This window comes from Sphingomonas sanguinis (genome assembly GCF_019297835.1).
Classification (GTDB): domain Bacteria; phylum Pseudomonadota; class Alphaproteobacteria; order Sphingomonadales; family Sphingomonadaceae; genus Sphingomonas; species Sphingomonas sanguinis_D.
The window spans coordinates 2,615,885-2,632,267 of sequence record NZ_CP079203.1; the positions used below are offsets into that span (position 1 = coordinate 2,615,885).

The 16,383-nt window shown below is 67.1% G+C and carries 18 protein-coding genes; 11 read left to right on the forward strand and 7 right to left on the reverse strand.

The genetic code is table 11. The features are described from left to right. The first annotated feature begins 69 nt into the window (after positions 1–69). From KV697_RS12185 to KV697_RS12195, 3 genes are read left to right on the forward strand one after another with little or no spacing between them, the layout of a single operon-like run. Entirely contained in the window at positions 70–1,284 is a 1,215-nt protein-coding gene (locus tag KV697_RS12185) for a UbiH/UbiF/VisC/COQ6 family ubiquinone biosynthesis hydroxylase (RefSeq protein WP_219018418.1), read from the forward strand. Between the two features lie 16 nt (positions 1,285–1,300). After that, positions 1,301–1,714 carry a VOC family protein gene (locus KV697_RS12190; RefSeq protein WP_219018419.1) on the forward strand — a complete coding sequence of 138 codons (414 nt, stop codon included), beginning with the start codon at positions 1,301–1,303 and terminating at the stop codon, positions 1,712–1,714. Continuing rightward, the gene (locus tag KV697_RS12195; RefSeq protein WP_219018420.1) at positions 1,698–2,261 is read left to right on the forward strand and encodes an MAPEG family protein; all 564 of its coding nucleotides are present in this window, start codon (positions 1,698–1,700) and stop codon (positions 2,259–2,261) included. The genes KV697_RS12190 and KV697_RS12195 overlap by 17 nt, the downstream gene beginning before the upstream one ends. A gap of 344 nt (positions 2,262–2,605) precedes the next feature. Here the strand turns inward: KV697_RS12195 and KV697_RS12200 are convergent, their stop codons facing one another. The 4 genes from KV697_RS12200 to gltX all read right to left on the reverse strand — a co-directional run bounded on the left by KV697_RS12200 (position 2,606) and on the right by gltX (position 5,691). Beyond that, positions 2,606–2,773 (reverse strand): Trm112 family protein, encoded by a 168-nt coding sequence (locus tag KV697_RS12200; protein WP_219018421.1) that lies wholly within the window; start codon positions 2,771–2,773, stop codon positions 2,606–2,608. After that, positions 2,770–3,375: an LON peptidase substrate-binding domain-containing protein gene (locus tag KV697_RS12205; RefSeq protein ID WP_219018422.1), complete on the reverse strand. Its 606-nt coding sequence runs from the start codon at positions 3,373–3,375 to the stop codon at positions 2,770–2,772. The genes KV697_RS12200 and KV697_RS12205 overlap by 4 nt, the downstream gene beginning before the upstream one ends. Before the next feature lie 6 nt (positions 3,376–3,381). Further along, positions 3,382–4,278, reverse strand: a complete 897-nt coding sequence (locus tag KV697_RS12210) for a tetratricopeptide repeat protein (RefSeq protein WP_219021379.1) — start codon at positions 4,276–4,278, stop codon at positions 3,382–3,384. 87 nt (positions 4,279–4,365) lie between these two features. Next, positions 4,366–5,691 (reverse strand): glutamate--tRNA ligase, encoded by a 1,326-nt coding sequence (gltX, locus tag KV697_RS12215; protein ID WP_219018423.1) that lies wholly within the window; start codon positions 5,689–5,691, stop codon positions 4,366–4,368. A 98-nt stretch (positions 5,692–5,789) separates the two neighbouring features. Here gltX and KV697_RS12220 point away from each other — a divergent pair, with 98 nt between their 5' ends. Then, positions 5,790–6,725 (forward strand): ribose-phosphate pyrophosphokinase, encoded by a 936-nt coding sequence (locus tag KV697_RS12220; protein WP_042487036.1) that lies wholly within the window; start codon positions 5,790–5,792, stop codon positions 6,723–6,725. Between the two features lie 175 nt (positions 6,726–6,900). On the opposite strand, the gene KV697_RS12225 is transcribed toward KV697_RS12220, so the two are convergent. Continuing rightward, positions 6,901–7,233, reverse strand: coding sequence for a PilZ domain-containing protein (locus KV697_RS12225; protein ID WP_219018424.1), 333 nt, complete (start codon positions 7,231–7,233; stop codon positions 6,901–6,903). Between the two features lie 26 nt (positions 7,234–7,259). Then, entirely contained in the window at positions 7,260–7,808 is a 549-nt protein-coding gene (locus tag KV697_RS12230; protein ID WP_219018425.1) for a sterol desaturase family protein, read from the reverse strand. Between the two features lie 195 nt (positions 7,809–8,003). Here KV697_RS12230 and sucC point away from each other — a divergent pair, with 195 nt between their 5' ends. The 5 genes from sucC (at position 8,004) to KV697_RS12255 (ending at position 12,675) form a co-directional block, all read left to right on the forward strand. Then, the gene (gene sucC / locus KV697_RS12235; RefSeq protein ID WP_058746346.1) at positions 8,004–9,203 is read left to right on the forward strand and encodes an ADP-forming succinate--CoA ligase subunit beta; all 1,200 of its coding nucleotides are present in this window, start codon (positions 8,004–8,006) and stop codon (positions 9,201–9,203) included. A 153-nt stretch (positions 9,204–9,356) separates the two neighbouring features. Next, positions 9,357–10,106, forward strand: a complete 750-nt coding sequence (locus KV697_RS12240; protein WP_219018426.1) for an electron transfer flavoprotein subunit beta/FixA family protein — start codon at positions 9,357–9,359, stop codon at positions 10,104–10,106. Continuing rightward, a complete protein-coding gene (locus KV697_RS12245; protein WP_219018427.1) occupies positions 10,103–11,032 on the forward strand; it encodes an electron transfer flavoprotein subunit alpha/FixB family protein in 930 nt (309 codons plus the stop codon). Before KV697_RS12240 ends, KV697_RS12245 begins: the two co-directional genes overlap by 4 nt. Before the next feature lie 147 nt (positions 11,033–11,179). Beyond that, the gene (locus tag KV697_RS12250) at positions 11,180–11,458 is read left to right on the forward strand and encodes an acylphosphatase (protein WP_219018428.1); all 279 of its coding nucleotides are present in this window, start codon (positions 11,180–11,182) and stop codon (positions 11,456–11,458) included. After that, positions 11,452–12,675, forward strand: coding sequence for a dipeptidase (locus KV697_RS12255; RefSeq protein WP_219018429.1), 1,224 nt, complete (start codon positions 11,452–11,454; stop codon positions 12,673–12,675). The genes KV697_RS12250 and KV697_RS12255 overlap by 7 nt, the downstream gene beginning before the upstream one ends. Here KV697_RS12255 and KV697_RS12260 read toward each other — a convergent pair. Further along, the gene (locus KV697_RS12260) at positions 12,629–13,828 is read right to left on the reverse strand and encodes an MFS transporter (protein WP_219018430.1); all 1,200 of its coding nucleotides are present in this window, start codon (positions 13,826–13,828) and stop codon (positions 12,629–12,631) included. The genes KV697_RS12255 and KV697_RS12260 overlap by 47 nt on opposite strands. 197 nt (positions 13,829–14,025) lie before the next feature. Here KV697_RS12260 and KV697_RS12265 point away from each other — a divergent pair, with 197 nt between their 5' ends. Together KV697_RS12265 and KV697_RS12270 are read left to right on the forward strand one after the other, a co-directional pair. Further along, positions 14,026–15,402, forward strand: a complete 1,377-nt coding sequence (locus KV697_RS12265) for a glycosyl transferase family protein (protein WP_219018431.1) — start codon at positions 14,026–14,028, stop codon at positions 15,400–15,402. Further along, entirely contained in the window at positions 15,399–16,358 is a 960-nt protein-coding gene (locus KV697_RS12270; protein ID WP_257575306.1) for a hypothetical protein, read from the forward strand. Before KV697_RS12265 ends, KV697_RS12270 begins: the two co-directional genes overlap by 4 nt. The last annotated feature ends 25 nt before the right edge of the window (positions 16,359–16,383 follow it).

Here is a 16,383-nt window from a genome sequence, read left to right on the forward strand (position 1 = left end):
GTTCCTACGTCAAGGCGCAGGCTTGCCAGCGCATTGTTTGCAGCCGCGCGAAGGTCTAGGAGCGTTCCCATGGATAGCGACGTCATCATCCTCGGCGGCGGCCTGGTCGGCGCGACTTTGGGCGTCGGGCTGGCCGCGCATGGCCTTTCCTCGATCATCGTCGACCCCGCCGACCCGGCAGTCGTGCTGGCCCCCGGTTTCGACGGGCGGGCGTCGGCCGTCGCCTCGGCGAGCTGGCGGATGCTGGATGCAATCGGCATCGGCGCGAAGCTGGCGGGCAAGGGCTGCGAGATTCGGCACATCCGGGTCAGCGACGGGCTGGAGCCGGGCAAGCTCGATTTCATCCCTGACGCCGATGACGGCGCGCTGGGCACGATGTTCGAGAACAAGCTGCTGCGCCGCGCGATCAACGAGGCCGCCAACGAAGCCGAGCTGGTCGACCTGCGGATGCTGACCCGCGCGACGCATGTCGAACGCGGCCCGGCGGGCGTCACCGCCACCTTGAGCGACGGCACCACCGTCCGCGCGCCGCTGCTGGTCGCCGCCGAAGGCCGCCAGTCGCCGACGCGCGACGCGGCCGGGATCAAGGTCGCGCGCTGGTCCTATGACCACAAGGCGATCATCAGCGCCTTCCACCACGAGGTCCCGCACGAGAATATCGCGTTCGAAATCTTCTACCCCAGCGGCCCCTTCGCGCTGCTGCCCCTGCCAGACGACGAGATCGGGCATCGCTCGGCGATCGTGTGGTCGGTGTCGGGGCGCGACGGCGATGCGATGCTGAAACTGTCCGACCGCGCCTTCCTGGCCGAGGCGGAGAAGAGCATGGGCGGGTTCCTGGGTCCGCTGTCCCACGCCGCCCCGCGCTCCGCCTATCCGCTGGGCTTCCACCGCGCCGCGACGATGACGGGCGAGCGGCTGGTCCTGGTCGGCGACTCGGCGCATGGCATCCACCCGATTGCGGGCCAGGGCGTCAATCTGGGCTACCGGGACGTCGCCGCGCTGGTCGAGGTGCTGGTCGAGGGCAAGCGCACCGGCATGGACCTGGGCGATGCGGCTTTGCTTCAGCGTTATCAGCAGTGGCGCGGGCTCGACACGCTGATGGTCTCGGTGGCGACCGACAGCTTCAACCGCATCTTCAGTGTGCCCGGCAAGACCGCCAGCGCGGTCCGGCGGCTGGGCATCACCGCGATCAACCATATCCCGCCGCTGAAGAACCGCTTCATGGCCGAAGCGCGCGGCGAAACCGGGCAGCTGCCCCGGCTGTTGCAGGGCGTCATGGTATAACCGGACAGGAGATTCGATGCGGCACGAAATCATTCCCAGCCTCCGCTATGCGGATGCGCCCCGCGCCATCGAATTTCTCTGCACCGCCTTCGGGTTCGCGCGCCACATGGTCGTCGCCGACCCGGACGATCCGGGCATCATCCACCACGCGCAACTGCTGTGGCAGGACCGCATGGTGATGGTGTCGAGCGCGCTCGATACGCCGCATTGCGCAGCCACCGGCCTGAAGACCCCGGCCCAGGCGGGCGGTACCACGCTGGGCCTGTATCTGGTCGTTGAGGATGTCGACGGCCATGCCGAGCAGGCGCGAGCGGCCGGGGCGATCATCCTGATCGAACCCGAGGACAAACCCTATGGCGGCCGCGATTACACCGCGCGGGATCCGGAGGGCTATGTCTGGAGTTTCGGCAGCTATGATCCCTGGGCCTGACCATCCCACCCGTCCGCTCCGAACCCCGATCCGCGACCGCCGCCAGACCGGCGTAGCCCGCGCCATGGCCGCCGCGCTGGCGGTGGTGCTGCTGACCTTGCTGGTCGGGTGGAGCCTCGGGCATCCGCTCTCCCCCACCGACCGGATGCTGCGCGCGGTGGCGGCATCGACGGTGGCCGCCTTGTGGCTGGCGGCAGCGATCGGCCATGTCGCCGCGCTACGGTTCGAGTCGCCCGCCGATATCGATGCGGCGGCCAGCGGCAGCCCCGATTCGCCGCGTATCGCGATGGCGCAGGCGGTGCTGCGCAACACGCTGGAGCAGGTGGTGCTGGCGATCCCCGCCTATCTGGCGCTCGCCTGGGTGGTCGAGGGGTCGGGGGCGATGATCCCGATGCTGGCGGCGCTGTTCTCGGTCGGGCGGACGCTGTTCTGGGCCAATTACACGCGCGGCGCGGTGGCTAGGGCATTCGGTTTTGCGCTGGGGTTTTATTCCAGCGTTGCGGCGCTGGTCATCGTGCTGGTGGCGTTGGTGGGGCGGCTCATCTGAACAATCCCACCCTCCGTTCCGCCTGAGCGAAGTCGAAGGCCACGCTCCACCCTATCCGCGAGCGCGGAACGTGCACTTCGACTTCGCTCAGTGCGAACGGAGGGTGGGACTGGGGTGCGCGCGGAGGCGCGGAGGACGCAGAAATCGGTTTGGGGCGGCGGCAGCCGTGCTCCCTATATTTGATAAAGAAACATTCGTTGTCACGGGGCATGCCGCCTTCGCGCTCTATATGAATCCCCGTTCGCACTGAGCGAAGTCGAAGTGCACGCCCTGAGCGTGCGGCGAGGCAATCCCGTGGCCTTCGACTTCGCTCAGGCGGAACGGAGGGAGGGGATGGGTGGCCGTCAGAGCTGCCGCGCTTCCTCGACCAGCATCACCGGCACGCCGTCACGAATCGGATAGGCGAGACCAGCCGCCTCCGACACCAGCTCCTGCGCCGCTTCGTCATAACGCAACGGCGTCCGCGTGACCGGGCACACCAGCCGTTCGAGCAACCATGGGTCCAGGCTCATTGCAGCGTCCCCCGATCCTCGCCGTCATGGCGTCCGAAAAATTGCATCAACTGGATGATGAGCTCGGCGCGCTGCTCCAGATCGGGCGCCTCCAGCAGCGCCTGTTTGGCCGCCACGTCGAAGGGCGCGATCTGGGCGATGCCGTTGACCAGGCTTTCATCGTCCAGCCGCCCGACCGCGTCCCAGTCGACCGCATAGCCCTGAAGATCGGCGAAACGCTTCGATTCCTGCTCCAGCGAGGCGCGGCGGCCGAGCGACAGCAAATCCTCGTCGATCACCGGCAGCAGCTCGGCCTCGACCTGGCGGAAGGGCGTCGTCACCTCCAGCTCGCGGACGATGCGGAACAGCGAGACGCCCTCCAGCACGATATTGTAGCGGCCATCCTCCATCGCCTCGACCTCGGCGATGCGGCCGACACAACCCATCTGGTAGAGCGATGGCGTGTCACCATCGCCCGAAGGCTGGACCATGCCGATCCGCCGGTCGCGCGCCATCGCGTCGGAGACGAGCGCCCGGTAGCGCGGCTCGAAGATGTGCAGCGGCATCGGCATCCCCGGAAAGAGGATCGCACCCGCCAGCGGAAAGATCGAGAGCCGCGCCATCTCGCGTTACCCGAACAGGATGGCGGACAGCCGCCGCCGCTGCTGCGACACCCAGGGGTCGGTCATGCCGACGACCTCGAACAGCTTGAGCAACTGCTGGCGCGCGGCATCCTCGTTCCAGCTGCGGTCGGCGGCAACGATATGGAGCAGATTGTCCGCCGCCCCGTCGCGGTCGCCCGCCGCCATCTGCGCGTTCGCCAGCGCGAACCGCTTTTCGTGATCCTCGGGGTTGGCCGCGACCTCATCCGCCAGACCGGCATAGTCCGCTGCCGGAGGAGCCGAACGCGCCAGCGCGATGGCAGCAATGGCCCGGTGAATGGCGGGGTCCTTCGCCAGAGCCTCGGGAAGCGCCTCTGCGGCCGCCTCGGCCTCGACAACCTGACCCGCCGCGAGCAGCGCGCGGATATGCCCCGACAGCACGGCGGGATGCTCCGGCGCCATGTCTAGCAGCTGCTGGAAGATCGACAGCGCGCGCTCGGCGTCGCCGGCCTCCAGCACTTCCTCGCCCATCGCGATCAGCGGTTCCAGCTCGGCCGCCGCGTCCGCCGCCTCCGACTGGATCGGCAATTGCTTGAGCAGCTGGTCCAGCATCGTGCGCAGCGCGCTTTCGGTACGCGCGCTGGTCAGGTCGGCGACCAGCTGGCCCTGGAACATCGCATAGACGGTCGGGATCGAGCGAATCTGGAATTGGTTAGCGATGAACTGGTTCTTGTCGGTGTCGATCTTTGCCAGCACGACGCCCTTGTCGGCGTAAGCCTCGGCGACCTTCTCCAGCGTCGGGCCCAGCGCCTTGCACGGCCCGCACCATTCCGCCCAGAAGTCCAGGATGACCAGCTTGGTCATCGACGGCTCGACGACATCGCGGCGGAATGCGGTAACGGCTTCCTTGTCGGCGGGCGACATTCCCAACGTGGCCAAAAGACGCTCCTTTACGTGTTGCTCGACCCTATGTGGGCGAGCGGGTACGGGATTGGAAGGTGGCGGCGTAAATCAGCCGTTCAGCCGCGCGATTGTCCGCTCGCGCCCGATCAGCGGCAGCAGCGCGGCCATGTCCGGCCCCTGCGCCCGGCCGGTCAAGGCGAGTCGCAGCGGCAGGAACAGCGTCTTGCCCTTGCGCCCCGTCGCGTCCTTGAGTGCAGCGGTCAGCGCGTGCCAGGGGTCACCCGCCCAGTCGATCTGGGCGACGACCTCGGCCGCCTGCGCCAGATAGGCGCGGTCGTCCTCGGCAGGCTCGGGCGCGTCGACCGGTCCCTCGATCACCTGCCACCAGTCGGCGGCTTCGGCGACGGTGTTGAGATTGGGGCGCACCGCCTCCCACTCCGCCACACCCATCCCGGTCGGCAGCCGGTCGGCGACCGCCTCATACGGCGTCTGGTGGAGGATGCGCGCGTTCAACTGCGCCAGTTCCGTCTCGTCGAACCGCGCGGGCGCGCGACCGAAGCGCGTGAAATCGAACCCGGCGATCAGCGGGGCCATGTCGGCGACCGGCTCGACTGGATCGCTGGTCCCGATCCGCGCCAGCAGCGCGCGCACCGCCTGCGGCTCGATGCCGATCTCGCGAAAGTGATCGACGCCCAGCGAGCCGAGTCGCTTGGACAGCTTGCCCTCATTGCCGGTCAGCAACGCGGCATGGGCGAAGCGCGGCAGCTCGGCCCCCAACGCCTGGAACATCTGAATCTGGAGAGCGGTGTTGGAGACGTGGTCTTCGCCCCGCACCACCTGAGTCACGCCCATGTCGATATCGTCGATGACGGAAGGCAGCATATAGAGCCACGTCCCGTCGGCGCGGCGGATCACCGGATCGCTCATCGTCGCGGGGTCGAAGCGCTGGGGGCCGCGCACGGCGTCATCCCATTCGATCGGGGCGCCGTGGTCGAGCTTGAACCGCCAATGCGGGCGAACGCCTTCGCTCTCCAGCTTGGCGCGGTCTTCTTGCGAAAGCGACAGCGCAGCGCGGTCGTACACCGGCGGCAGGCCGCGCCCGAGCTGAATCTTGCGCTTCAGGTCCAGTTCCTGCGCCGTCTCATAGGCGGGGTACACATGGCCGCCCGCGACCAGTTCGGTAAAGCGCGCCTCGTACAAGGCGAAACGCTGCGACTGCCGCACCTCGGCATCGGGGATCAGGCCCAGCCAGGCCAAATCCGCCCGGATCGCCTCGACATAGCGTTCCTCGCTCCGCTCGGCGTCGGTGTCGTCGATGCGCAGCAGGAAGCGCCCTCCGGCCTTTTGCGCGTACATCCAGTTGTGCAGCGCGGTGCGGATATTGCCGACATGCAGCCGCCCGGTGGGCGAGGGAGCGAAACGGGTCACGGTCATGGTGCTCGCCCATAATCGGGGAATCACCTTTGCGCTATTGTGACAGCGCGATTAAAGGGGCCGCGACTACGGGCTGTCTGCGGGGACGGGGTACGACCATGAAATTGATGACCGGCAATTCGAACCTGCCGCTGGCGAAGGCGATTTCCTCCTATCTGGAGGTGCCGCTGACGGAGGCGCTGGTGCGCCGCTTCGCCGATGAGGAAATCTTCGTCGAGATTCAGGAAAACGTCCGCGGCGAGGACGTGTTCGTGATCCAGTCGACCGGCTATCCGGTCAACGACAACCTCATGGAATTGCTCATCATGATCGACGCGCTGAAGCGCGCGTCGGCCAGCCGCATCACCGCGGTCATCCCATATTTCGGCTATGCACGCCAGGACCGTAAGCCCGGCCCGCGCACGCCGATCTCGGCCAAGCTGGTCGCCAACCTGATCACCGTCGCGGGCGCCGATCGCGTGCTGTCGGTCGACCTCCATGCCGGTCAGATCCAGGGATTTTTCGATATCCCGACCGACAATCTTTATGCCGCGCCGGTCATGTCGGCGGACATTCTGGCGCGCTTCAAGAACGACAATCTGATGGTCGTCTCGCCCGATGTCGGCGGCGTCGTCCGTGCGCGCCAGCTTGCCAAGCGGCTCAACAACGCGCCGCTCGCCATCGTCGACAAGCGCCGCGAGCGCGCGGGCGAGTCGGAGGTGATGAACATCATCGGTGACGTGGAAGGCCGCTTCTGCATCCTGATCGACGATATCGTCGACTCGGCGGGTACGCTGTGCAACGCGGCCGCCGCTCTGCGCCAGGCGGGGGCGGAAGACGTCGTCGCCTATGTCACCCACGGCGTGCTGTCGGGCGGCGCGGTGGCGCGAGTCGATGGATCGGAACTGCGCGAGCTGGTCATCACCGACTCGATCGGCAATCACGAGTCGATCAACACCACCGGCAAGATCCGCCACCTGCCCATCGCCCCGCTGCTCGGCGAGGCGATCAAGCGCATCGCGGACGAGACGAGCGTGTCTAGCCTGTTCGATTGAGGATGGGCGGGGGCCGTTGGCGATCATCGTCGCCCGCCCCCGTCACCTGCTCAGCTAAGCGATTCCCGTAGCCTTCGACTCCGCTCAGGCTGAACGGAGGTTGAGGCTAACCATACGCTCCGTTCGCACTGAGCGAAGTCGAAGCGCACGGGATACGCTCACGACAGGAAAAAACTCAGCGATTCCCCAACGCGACGATATGCTCGAACACCGCCGGGTGGAGCGGCTTGGAAAAGGCGCAGCCATATTTGAACCGGTCGCGCCAAGCGATCACCGCCTCCAGCGGGGCGAGGCCCGGCAGCGTCAGCCAGACGATCGTGCCCGGCCATAGCGTGAAGCTGGTTTCGGCGCGAAAACCCTCGGGCGACAGGTCGACCACGTCGATCTCGAACCGGGTCTGTCCCTTGTCGCGCAGATGCGCGCGCATTCGCACCGCATGGCGAAGCGACTGGCGAAGCTCCTGACCAGGAACGGGCTCGAAAGGCGGCGTGAAGACCGGTTTTTCCATGACGTTCCCCTCTTCGCTGAACAAGGTTATTTTTCCGTCAACAGGGCATCCTGCCGTTCGCCCCCGACACGCTCAGGAGCACCCGCAGGCCGACGCACGCCCGCCCGTGCGCGCTTCTTCAATTCCGCCTTCAGATCCTCGGGCCGCGGCGCGACCAGAAAGCCGAAGCTGACCGTGCCTTCCTTCGTCTCGACGACATGGTGCAGCCGGTGCGCCTGGATGATCCGCTTCATATAATCGGACTTGGGTAGATAGCGGGTCGGAAGACGCTTATGGACGATGATGTCGTGAAAGCCGAAATAGATCGCGCCATAGGCGGCGATTCCCGCCCCGATCCAAGTAAAGCCCAGCCACCAGCCCAGCTGCACCCCGCCGAGGATCATTACGAAGGACGGAACCGCGAAGATCGCCGCATAGAGATCGTTCAATTCCCAGTTGCCGGTGCGTGGCCGATGATGGCTCTCATGCAGGAACCAGCCCGGCCCGTGCATGATCCATCGGTGCGCCGCATAGGCGAACCCCTCCATGAAGATCACGGTGCCGAGAAACAGAAGGATGCCGAGAGCCCAGTTCATCGGGTGACCATAACGCATTTGCGATAAATTTGCTTCCTATTCCGTCGGTCACGTCCGGGGACCGCCCCGACCACCCGTAAAACGCATTTGCGATGCAATTGCATTAACGCCGTTTCGGGGTGGATTTGTCCGTCAGCCTGTGCTTTAGCCACACCCAATTTCCCTAGAACCACCCGAGAGGCGGAAGGCTAGCGCATGAACATCCACGAATATCAGGCCAAGGAATTGCTCGCCAAGTTCGGCGTGCCCGTCCCCGCCGGCTTCGCCGCGATGACCGTCGAGGAGGCCGTCGAGGCATCGTCCAAGCTCCCCGGACCGCTCTACGTCGTCAAGGCGCAGATCCATGCGGGCGGCCGCGGCAAGGGCAAGTTCAAGGAACTCGGCCCCGACGCCAAGGGCGGTGTCCGCCTGGCCAAGACTGCCGACGAAGTCCGCGCTGCCGCCACCGACATGCTGGGCAACACGCTGGTCACCATCCAGACCGGCGAAGCGGGCAAGCAGGTCAACCGCCTGTACGTGACCGACGGCGTCGACATCGCGAAGGAATTCTACCTCGCGCTGCTCGTCAACCGCGCGACCGGTCGCGTCTCGATGGTCGCCTCGACCGAAGGCGGCATGGACATCGAAACCGTGGCGCATGACACGCCGGAGAAGATCCACTCGATCGACATCGACACTGCGACCGGCTTCATGCCGCATCACGGCCGCGCCGTCGCCGCCGCGCTGGAGCTGACCGGCGACCTCGCCAAGCAGGCCGCCAATGTCGCGTCGAAGCTGTACGCCGCGTTCCTGGGCACCGATGCCGAGCAGATCGAGATCAACCCGCTCGCCGTCACCGAGGACGGCAAGCTCATGGTGCTCGATGCCAAGGTCGGCTTCGACGGCAACGCCATGTTCCGTCACAAGGACCTGATGGAACTGCGCGACACCACCGAAGAAGACGCGATGGAGCTGGAGGCGTCGAAGTACGACCTGGCGTACATCAAGCTCGACGGCGACATCGGCTGCATGGTCAACGGCGCCGGCCTCGCCATGGCGACGATGGACATCATCAAGCTGAACGGCATGTTCCCGGCCAACTTCCTCGACGTCGGCGGCGGCGCCAACAAGGAGAAGGTGACGGCGGCGTTCAAGATCATCCTGAGCGATCCCGCCGTGAAGGGCATCCTGGTCAACATCTTCGGCGGCATCATGCGCTGCGACATCATCGCCGACGGCATCGTCGCGGCGGCGAAGGAAGTGAACCTGCAGGTTCCGCTGGTCGTCCGCCTCGAGGGCACGAATGTCGAGAAGGGCAAGGAAATCCTCGCCAATTCGGGTCTCGCCATCGTCCCCGCCAACGATCTGGGCGACGCCGCCAAGAAGATCGTCGCCGAGGTTCAGAAGGTCGCCTAAGCCGCACCTTCGGCCCTGACGGACCGATTTAGAGGGGCTCGGGCGGAAACGTCCGGGCCCCTTTCTCGTTGGTCGGGCGGAACGCTTGCGATGCGCTCGCAACGCCGCCAAAGACGGCGGCATGTTTGGCTGTTCAGCCGGGAAGGAACCGCGATGAAGATCGTCGTGCCCGTGAAGCGGGTGTTGGATTATAACGTGAAGCCGCGCGTGAAGGCGGACGGGACGGGCGTCGACCTGGCGAACGTGAAGATGTCGATGAACCCGTTCGACGAGATCGCGGTGGAAGAGGCGATCCGGCTGAAGGAGAAGGGGGCGGCGACCGAGGTCGTCGTCGTCTCGATCGGTGAGCCCAAGGCGGCGGACACGCTGCGCACCGCACTGGCCATGGGCGCGGACCGGGCGGTGCTGATCACCGCCGACCAGCCGGTCGAACCGCTCGGCGTCGCCAAGCTGCTCGCCAAGCTGGTCGAGGAGGAACAGCCGGGCCTCGTCATCCTCGGCAAGCAGGCGATCGACGGCGACAACAACCAGACCGGTCAGATGCTGGCCGGCCTGCTCGGCTGGGCGCAGGGCACGTTCGCCTCGAAGGTCGAGATCGAGGGTGAGACGGCGAACGTCACCCGCGAGGTCGATGGCGGTCTGGAAACGGTGGCCCTCACGCTCCCCGCGATCGTCACCACCGACCTTCGCCTCAACGAACCGCGCTATGCCAGCTTGCCCAACATCATGAAGGCCAAGTCCAAGCCGATGGTGACCAAGACCGCCGCCGACTACGGCGTCGACATCGCCCCGCGCCTGACCATCACCCATGTCGCCGAGCCGGGCAAGCGCCAGGCGGGCGTCAAGGTCGGCTCGGTCGACGAACTGGTCGAGAAACTGAAAGCACTGGGAGTGGCCAAGTGAAGACGCTGGTTTGGGTCGAGCATGACGGCGGGTCCGTCAAGGATGCCACGCTGGCGACCGTCACGGCGGCCGCTAAGCTGGGCGAGGTGCACCTGATCGTCGCAGGGCAGGGCGTGGACGGCGTCGCGCAGGCCGCCGCCAGGATCGCCGGCGTGGGCAAGGTCCACGTCGCCGACGACGCGGCCTACGCCAATGCGCTCGCCGAGAATGTCGCGCCGCTGATCGCCCAGCTGATGGGCCATCACGACGCCTTCCTCGCGCCCTCGACGACGACCGGCAAGAACATCGCGCCGCGTGTCGCCGCGCTGATCGACGTGATGCAGATCAGCGACATATTGTCGGTCGAAGGGCCGGACAGCTTCACCCGGCCCATCTATGCGGGCAACGCCATCGCGACGGTGAAGACCAGCGACACCAAGCTGATCCTGACCGTCCGCACCACCGCTTTCGAGAAGGCGGCGGCCGAAGGCGGCGCGGGCGAGATCGAGGCGGTCGCCTCCACCGGCGATGCCGCCAAGTCCCGCTTCGTCGGCGCGGAAAAGGCCGAGAATACCCGGCCCGAGCTGACCAGCGCCAAGATCATCGTCTCGGGCGGTCGCGCGCTGGGGTCGGAAGAGCAGTTCCATGCGCTGATCGATCCGCTCGCCGACAAGCTGGGGGCGGCCGTCGGCGCGTCCCGAGCGGCGGTCGATGCGGGTTACGCCCCCAACGACTATCAGGTCGGGCAGACCGGCAAGATCGTGGCGCCGGAAGTCTATGTCGCGGTCGGCATCTCGGGCGCGATCCAGCATCTGGCGGGCATGAAGGACTCCAAGGTCATCGTCGCGATCAACAAGGACGAGGATGCGCCGATCTTCCAGGTGGCGGACATCGGTCTGGTCGGCGACCTGTTTACCGTCGTGCCGGAGCTGACTGAGAAGGTCTGACATTCGTTCGCGCGGAGGCGCGGAGGTCGCGGAGAAGAAATGTCCTTCTCTGCGACCTCCGCGCCTCCGCGCGAACCAACAATCCTCCCCTTGCAGGGGAGGAATCGGAACTTCCCTTTCGCCGCCGTCCGCGCGACAGTCGCGGGCATGATCGGCCGCCATCTTCATATCACCGGGCGCGTGCAGGGCGTCGGCTATCGCTACTGGTTCCTCGGCCGCGCCGAACTTCTGGGACTGACCGGCTGGGTGCGCAATCGCGCGGACGGCTCGGTCGAGGCGGTGATCCAAGGCCCTGACGCATCCGTTGCGCAGATGATCGCTGACGCCACAGACGGCCCGCCCGCCGCCCGGGTCGACTTGGTCCTGCCCCACGACCATGGAATCGACCCCAGCCTCACCCGCTTCGAGCAGCGACCGACATGCTGATCGCGCTCCTTCTCGCCCAGGCCGCCGATCCCGCGATCACGCGCCGGGTCGAGTCGATCCTGGCCCGTGCACCGATCGTCGATGGGCATAACGACCTGCCCTGGGAGCTGCGCGACTCGGAGCTTCCCCCCGAATCGCCTTCGCTCGCGACCGGCACCGCCGCCCTGCCCCATCCGCTGCAGACCGATCTTCCCCGACTGAAGCGTGGCGGGATCGGCGGACAATTCTGGTCGGTGTGGATTCCCGCCGACGTCACCGGCCCCCACGCGGTCGAGATGACGCTGGAGCAGATCGACCGCGTGCACCGCCTCGTCGCGGCGCATCCCGAGCGACTGGCGATGGCGCGGACCGCCGAGGATATCCGCCGCCTGTCGCACGGCGGCCGGATCGCCTCGCTGATCGGGGTCGAGGGCGGGCACCAGATCGACGGGCGGCTCTCGGTACTGCGCCAATATAAAGCGCTGGGCGTCGCCTATCTGACGCTCACCCATGGCCACAGCCTGGCCTGGGCCGATTCCTCGACCGATACCCCCATCGCGAACGGCCTCAGCCCCTTTGGTCGCGCGGTGGTGGCCGAGATGAACCGGATCGGCATGATCGTCGATGTCGCGCATGTCTCCGACGCGACGATGGCGGCGGTGCTGGACGCCAGCAAGGCACCGGTCATCGCCTCGCACTCCGACGCCCGCGCGCTGGCCGATGCGCCGCGCAACATTCCCGACGCGCTGCTCCGCCGCATCGGCGCTGGCGGCGGGGTGGTGATGGTGAACTGCTACCCAGCCTTCCTGTCGAGCGACTGGCGCGCCTGGGATGTGAAGCGCACCGCCTATGCCCGGTCGGTCGGCGTGCCCGCCAATGTCTATGGCCCTCGCAGCCCGGCGCCGCTTACTGCGTGGGACGCCGCCAATCCGCCGCCGCGCGTGACGGCGGCGATGGTCGCCGATCATATCGAGCATATCGCGCGCGTCGCCGGACATGGCGCGGTGGGCTTCGGTGGCGATTATGACGGGATCAACGGCACCGGGCCGGAAGGGATGACCGGCGTCGACGGCTATCCGCTGGTGCTGGCCGAACTGGTGCGGCGCGGCTGGAGCGATGCCGACTTGATGCGCCTGACCAGCGGCAACATCCTGCGCGTGATGGAGCGGGTCGAGGCGGTGGCGAAAAGCCTCAGTGCGACAGCACCGGGCGATTCGATCGATCCGCTGGCGCGCTAGTCCCACCGAAGCGCATCGCGATCAGCCAGATCACGAACCCGCCCAGCGCCAGCCCGCACCCGACATAGCCGGTCGAGGTCCATCCCAACCCGTTGGCGATGGCTAGGCCGCCCGCCCAGGGGCCGATCGCATTGGCGGTATTGAACGCCGAATGGTTGAGCGCGGCGGCCAGCCCCTGCCCCTCGCCCGCCACGTCCATCAGCCGGGTCTGGAGCACCGTGCCCAGCGCCCCACCCAACCCGATCGCAAAGACGATGGGCAGGATCGTCCACAGGCTGCCCGCCGCCAGCGGATAGAGCGCCAGCATCGCCGCCGACCAGAGCAGCAAGCCCCCGGCGGTCGGCATCAGCGCGCGGTCGGCAAAGCGCGGCACGACGATATTGCCGATCGTCATGCCCAGCCCGAACACCGCCAGCACCAGCGGGATGATCACGGTCGACGCTCCCGTCACTTCGTTCAGCGTCGCCGCCAGATAGGTATAGACCGCAAACATGCCGCCAAAGCCGATCGCGCCGATGGCGAGCGTCAGCCAAACCTGCCCCTTGCTCAGCGCGTCGAGTTCGCGACGGATGCTCGCGCCCTCGTCGGGCCGGTCATGCGGTGCGGCGATGGCGACCAAAGTCGCGGTCAACAGCGCGAGTGCCGCGACGACGCCGAACACCCAGCGCCAGTTGAGCCACTGCCCCAGCATCTGCGCCAGCGGCACGCCGATCACGGTCGCGACCGTCAGGCCGAGCATGATTCGCCCGACCGCCACCGTCCGCCGCGACTCGGGGACAAGCGAGGCTGCGACCAGCGCCGCAATCCCGAAATAGGCACCGTGCGGCAGCCCGCTGAGGAAGCGGAAGACCAGCATCCAATGATAATCCGGCGCCATCGCCGACAGGCCATTGCCCAGCGCAAACATCAGCATGAGCGCGATCAGCAGCGTCCGCCGCGCCAGCTTGGCCGACAGGACCGCGAGCAACGGCGCACCCACCACCACGCCCAGCGCATAAGCACTGATGACATGCCCTGCGGTCGGTGCATCGATGCCCAGCCCGCGCGCGAGATCGGGCTCCAGGCTCATCGCGGCGAACTCGGTCGTGCCGATCGCAAAACCGCCCACCGCCAGCGCGGTGTGGACGATGCCGGGGGGAAATGTCCGGGCCATGGGATATCCTTTCACCGCCCCATATGTTGCACCGCAACAGACGGCGCAACCATAGGTCTGCATTCACCAGCGAAATCAGAGATATGATCCAAGCCGAATGGCGGCCGAGCAGCGATTGATCCGAAATGGACAATGGATGTGGTTGAAACCGCCATTTCGGACAGGCAGGCTCGCCCCCGGCAAAGGGGGATTGCCAGATGGGCGGAATCATCGAAGCGGTGGATGTCATCGCGCGCGAGCTGTTGCTGTTCGCGGGCGCAGGACTGCTGATCGGCGGACTGGACGACCTGCTGGTCGACCTTCTCTATCTGGCGCGGCGGGCAGGGGCGGGTCGCAAGGGCCGGATGCACCTTCATCATCTGTCCGCACCGGTCACGACGGGGCGGATGATCGTCTTCATCCCCGCCTGGGACGAGGCCGAGGTGATCGGCGCAATGTTGTCGACCGCGCTGGCGCGGTTCCGGCATGACGATTATCGCCTCTATGTCGGGCTTTACCCCAATGATCCGGCGAGCATCGCGGCGGCGGCCGATGTCGCCGAGACGGACGCGCGCGTGCGGCTGGTCGTCGGTGGCCGGGCGGGACCGACGACCAAGGCGGATTGCCTCAACACTCTATGGCACGCGCTGGCCCGCGACCGGGCGGCGGAAGGCTTTTCGGTCAAGGCGATCGTCCTGCACGATTCGGAGGATGTCGTGCATCCCGCCGAGCTGAGCGTCTTCGACTCGCTGATCGAGGGACGTGCGGTGGTGCAGCTGCCGGTCCTGCCGCTGGTAGTGCCGGGATCGCGGCTGGTGTCGGGGCATTATGCGGACGAGTTCGCGGAGAGCCATCGCAAGCAGCTGATCGTGCGGACCTGGATCGGCGCGGGTATGCCGCTGGCGGGCACAGGATGCGCGATCGCGCCCGCCATGCTGGCCGAGATCGCCGCGCGACGTGGCGGCGATCCGTTCGATGCGACCAGCCTGACCGAGGATTATGAGCTGGGCCTGCGCATCGCCGAGCTGGGCGGCGAAGGGCTGTTCGCGCGGGTGACGGACGAAACGGGTGGAGTCGTCGCGGTACGCGCCTTCTTCCCCGCCGATCTGGTCGCGGCGGTTCGGCAGAAGGCGCGGTGGATGACGGGGATCGCGCTGATCGGCTGGGATCGTACCGGCTGGGGAAAGCCGCTGGCGCTGGGCGACCATTGGTGGCGGCTGCGCGACCGCCGCGGCCCGCTCGCCATGCTGGTGCTGGCGGCGGCCTATCTGGGGCTGTTTGCCGATGCGGCGGCGATCGCGCTGCATGAGATCGAAGCAACACCGCTGCCCGCGCTCGATCCGGGACTGGGCTGGCTCTTCGCCGTCAATACGCTGTTGCTGGGATGGCGGTTGAGCGTGCGGATGGTCTTTACCGGGCGGACATACGGTACGCGCGAATCCCTGTGGTCGCTGCCGCGCTTCGTCGTCGGCAATTTCGTGGCGCTGGCGGCGGCACCACGCGCGATGATGCGCTATCTGCTGATCCTGCGCGGTCGCCCGGTGGTGTGGGACAAGACGCGGCATGTCTTCCCGGATGTCTCGGCCCAGCCGTGAGCGGACGTCCGCTGCGCTTTCTGGGTGGGACGCTGGCGCTGTGGACGATGGGGCGGGTCGCGTTCCTGTTGCCGTCGGAGCCGGGGGTGGATGTGGTGCGAATGACGCCCCGACCGGCGGCGAAAGCGCGAGCCGTGACGGTCGTCGCTGTTCGCCAAGCCATGGTGCGGATGCCGCCCGTAAAGCATCCGATGGCGCCCCCGCTCGCGATCGCCCCGCCCGACGGAGAAGCAGCCGAGTGGGCTATCCCGCCAAACCCCGAGGAAATTCCCGAGGCAGTTGTTCCGGCATCGTCCTCGCGACCGGCCATTCCGACCCTGCCGCCGCTCCCCAGCCCCAAGGATCGATGGAGCGCCAGCCTGTGGGCGGTCGCGCGTCAGGGTGGCGGCGCACTCCTGCCGGGGGGTCAATTGGGTGGGACGCAGGCGGGGATGCGTCTTCTCCGACGACTTGACCGGCACGGCGATCTGTCGGCCAGCCTTCGAGTGTCCGCGCCATGGGACGGACTTGGCCGCGAAATGGCGGCGGGTCTCGACTGGAAGCCGTCGCGTCATCTCCCCCTACGGCTGATCGTCGAACATCGGGTGCCGCTCGATACCGGACGGGGCGGAACGGCATTGCTGGCGGTGGCGGGTTATGGCCCGCGCACCATAGCGCCGGGTGTGACCGTCACCGCCTATGCGCAGGGCGGCGCGGTGGCGCGAGGCTCCGTGGAGCCGTTCGCGGACGGCGCGGCGCGGATCAGCACATCGCTGACACCTGTGATCGACCTCGGGCTGGGACTCTGGGGCGGGGCACAGCGGGATGCGCAGCGGCTCGATGTCGGGCCGACCTTGGGCATCGCCCTGCCCCTTGCCGATCGGCGTGTCCGCCTGTCACTCGATTGGCGGCAGCGGGTGGCGGGACGCGCAGCCCCCGATTCCGGCCCCGCGCTCACACTCGCGGGCGATTTCTGACGCTTCGACACTGTTCGGAAAGGCG

Coding starts and splice junctions, on each gene's coding strand:
- KV697_RS12210 (WP_219021379.1), bottom strand. CDS start 4,278: ATGTCGCCCGCCGACAAGGAAGCCGTTACCGCATTCCGCCGCGATGTC.
- gltX (WP_219018423.1), bottom strand. CDS start 5,691: ATGACCGTGACCCGTTTCGCTCCCTCGCCCACCGGGCGGCTGCATGTC.
- KV697_RS12250 (WP_219018428.1), top strand. CDS start 11,180: ATGATCGGCCGCCATCTTCATATCACCGGGCGCGTGCAGGGCGTCGGC.
- KV697_RS12225 (WP_219018424.1), bottom strand. CDS start 7,233: ATGGAAAAACCGGTCTTCACGCCGCCTTTCGAGCCCGTTCCTGGTCAG.
- KV697_RS12230 (WP_219018425.1), bottom strand. CDS start 7,808: ATGAACTGGGCTCTCGGCATCCTTCTGTTTCTCGGCACCGTGATCTTC.
- KV697_RS12200 (WP_219018421.1), bottom strand. CDS start 2,773: ATGAGCCTGGACCCATGGTTGCTCGAACGGCTGGTGTGCCCGGTCACG.
- sucC (WP_058746346.1), top strand. CDS start 8,004: ATGAACATCCACGAATATCAGGCCAAGGAATTGCTCGCCAAGTTCGGC.
- KV697_RS12255 (WP_219018429.1), top strand. CDS start 11,452: ATGCTGATCGCGCTCCTTCTCGCCCAGGCCGCCGATCCCGCGATCACG.
- KV697_RS12185 (WP_219018418.1), top strand. CDS start 70: ATGGATAGCGACGTCATCATCCTCGGCGGCGGCCTGGTCGGCGCGACT.
- KV697_RS12240 (WP_219018426.1), top strand. CDS start 9,357: ATGAAGATCGTCGTGCCCGTGAAGCGGGTGTTGGATTATAACGTGAAG.
- KV697_RS12205 (WP_219018422.1), bottom strand. CDS start 3,375: ATGGCGCGGCTCTCGATCTTTCCGCTGGCGGGTGCGATCCTCTTTCCG.
- KV697_RS12190 (WP_219018419.1), top strand. CDS start 1,301: ATGCGGCACGAAATCATTCCCAGCCTCCGCTATGCGGATGCGCCCCGC.
- KV697_RS12260 (WP_219018430.1), bottom strand. CDS start 13,828: ATGGCCCGGACATTTCCCCCCGGCATCGTCCACACCGCGCTGGCGGTG.
- KV697_RS12265 (WP_219018431.1), top strand. CDS start 14,026: ATGGGCGGAATCATCGAAGCGGTGGATGTCATCGCGCGCGAGCTGTTG.
- KV697_RS12220 (WP_042487036.1), top strand. CDS start 5,790: ATGAAATTGATGACCGGCAATTCGAACCTGCCGCTGGCGAAGGCGATT.
- KV697_RS12195 (WP_219018420.1), top strand. CDS start 1,698: ATGATCCCTGGGCCTGACCATCCCACCCGTCCGCTCCGAACCCCGATC.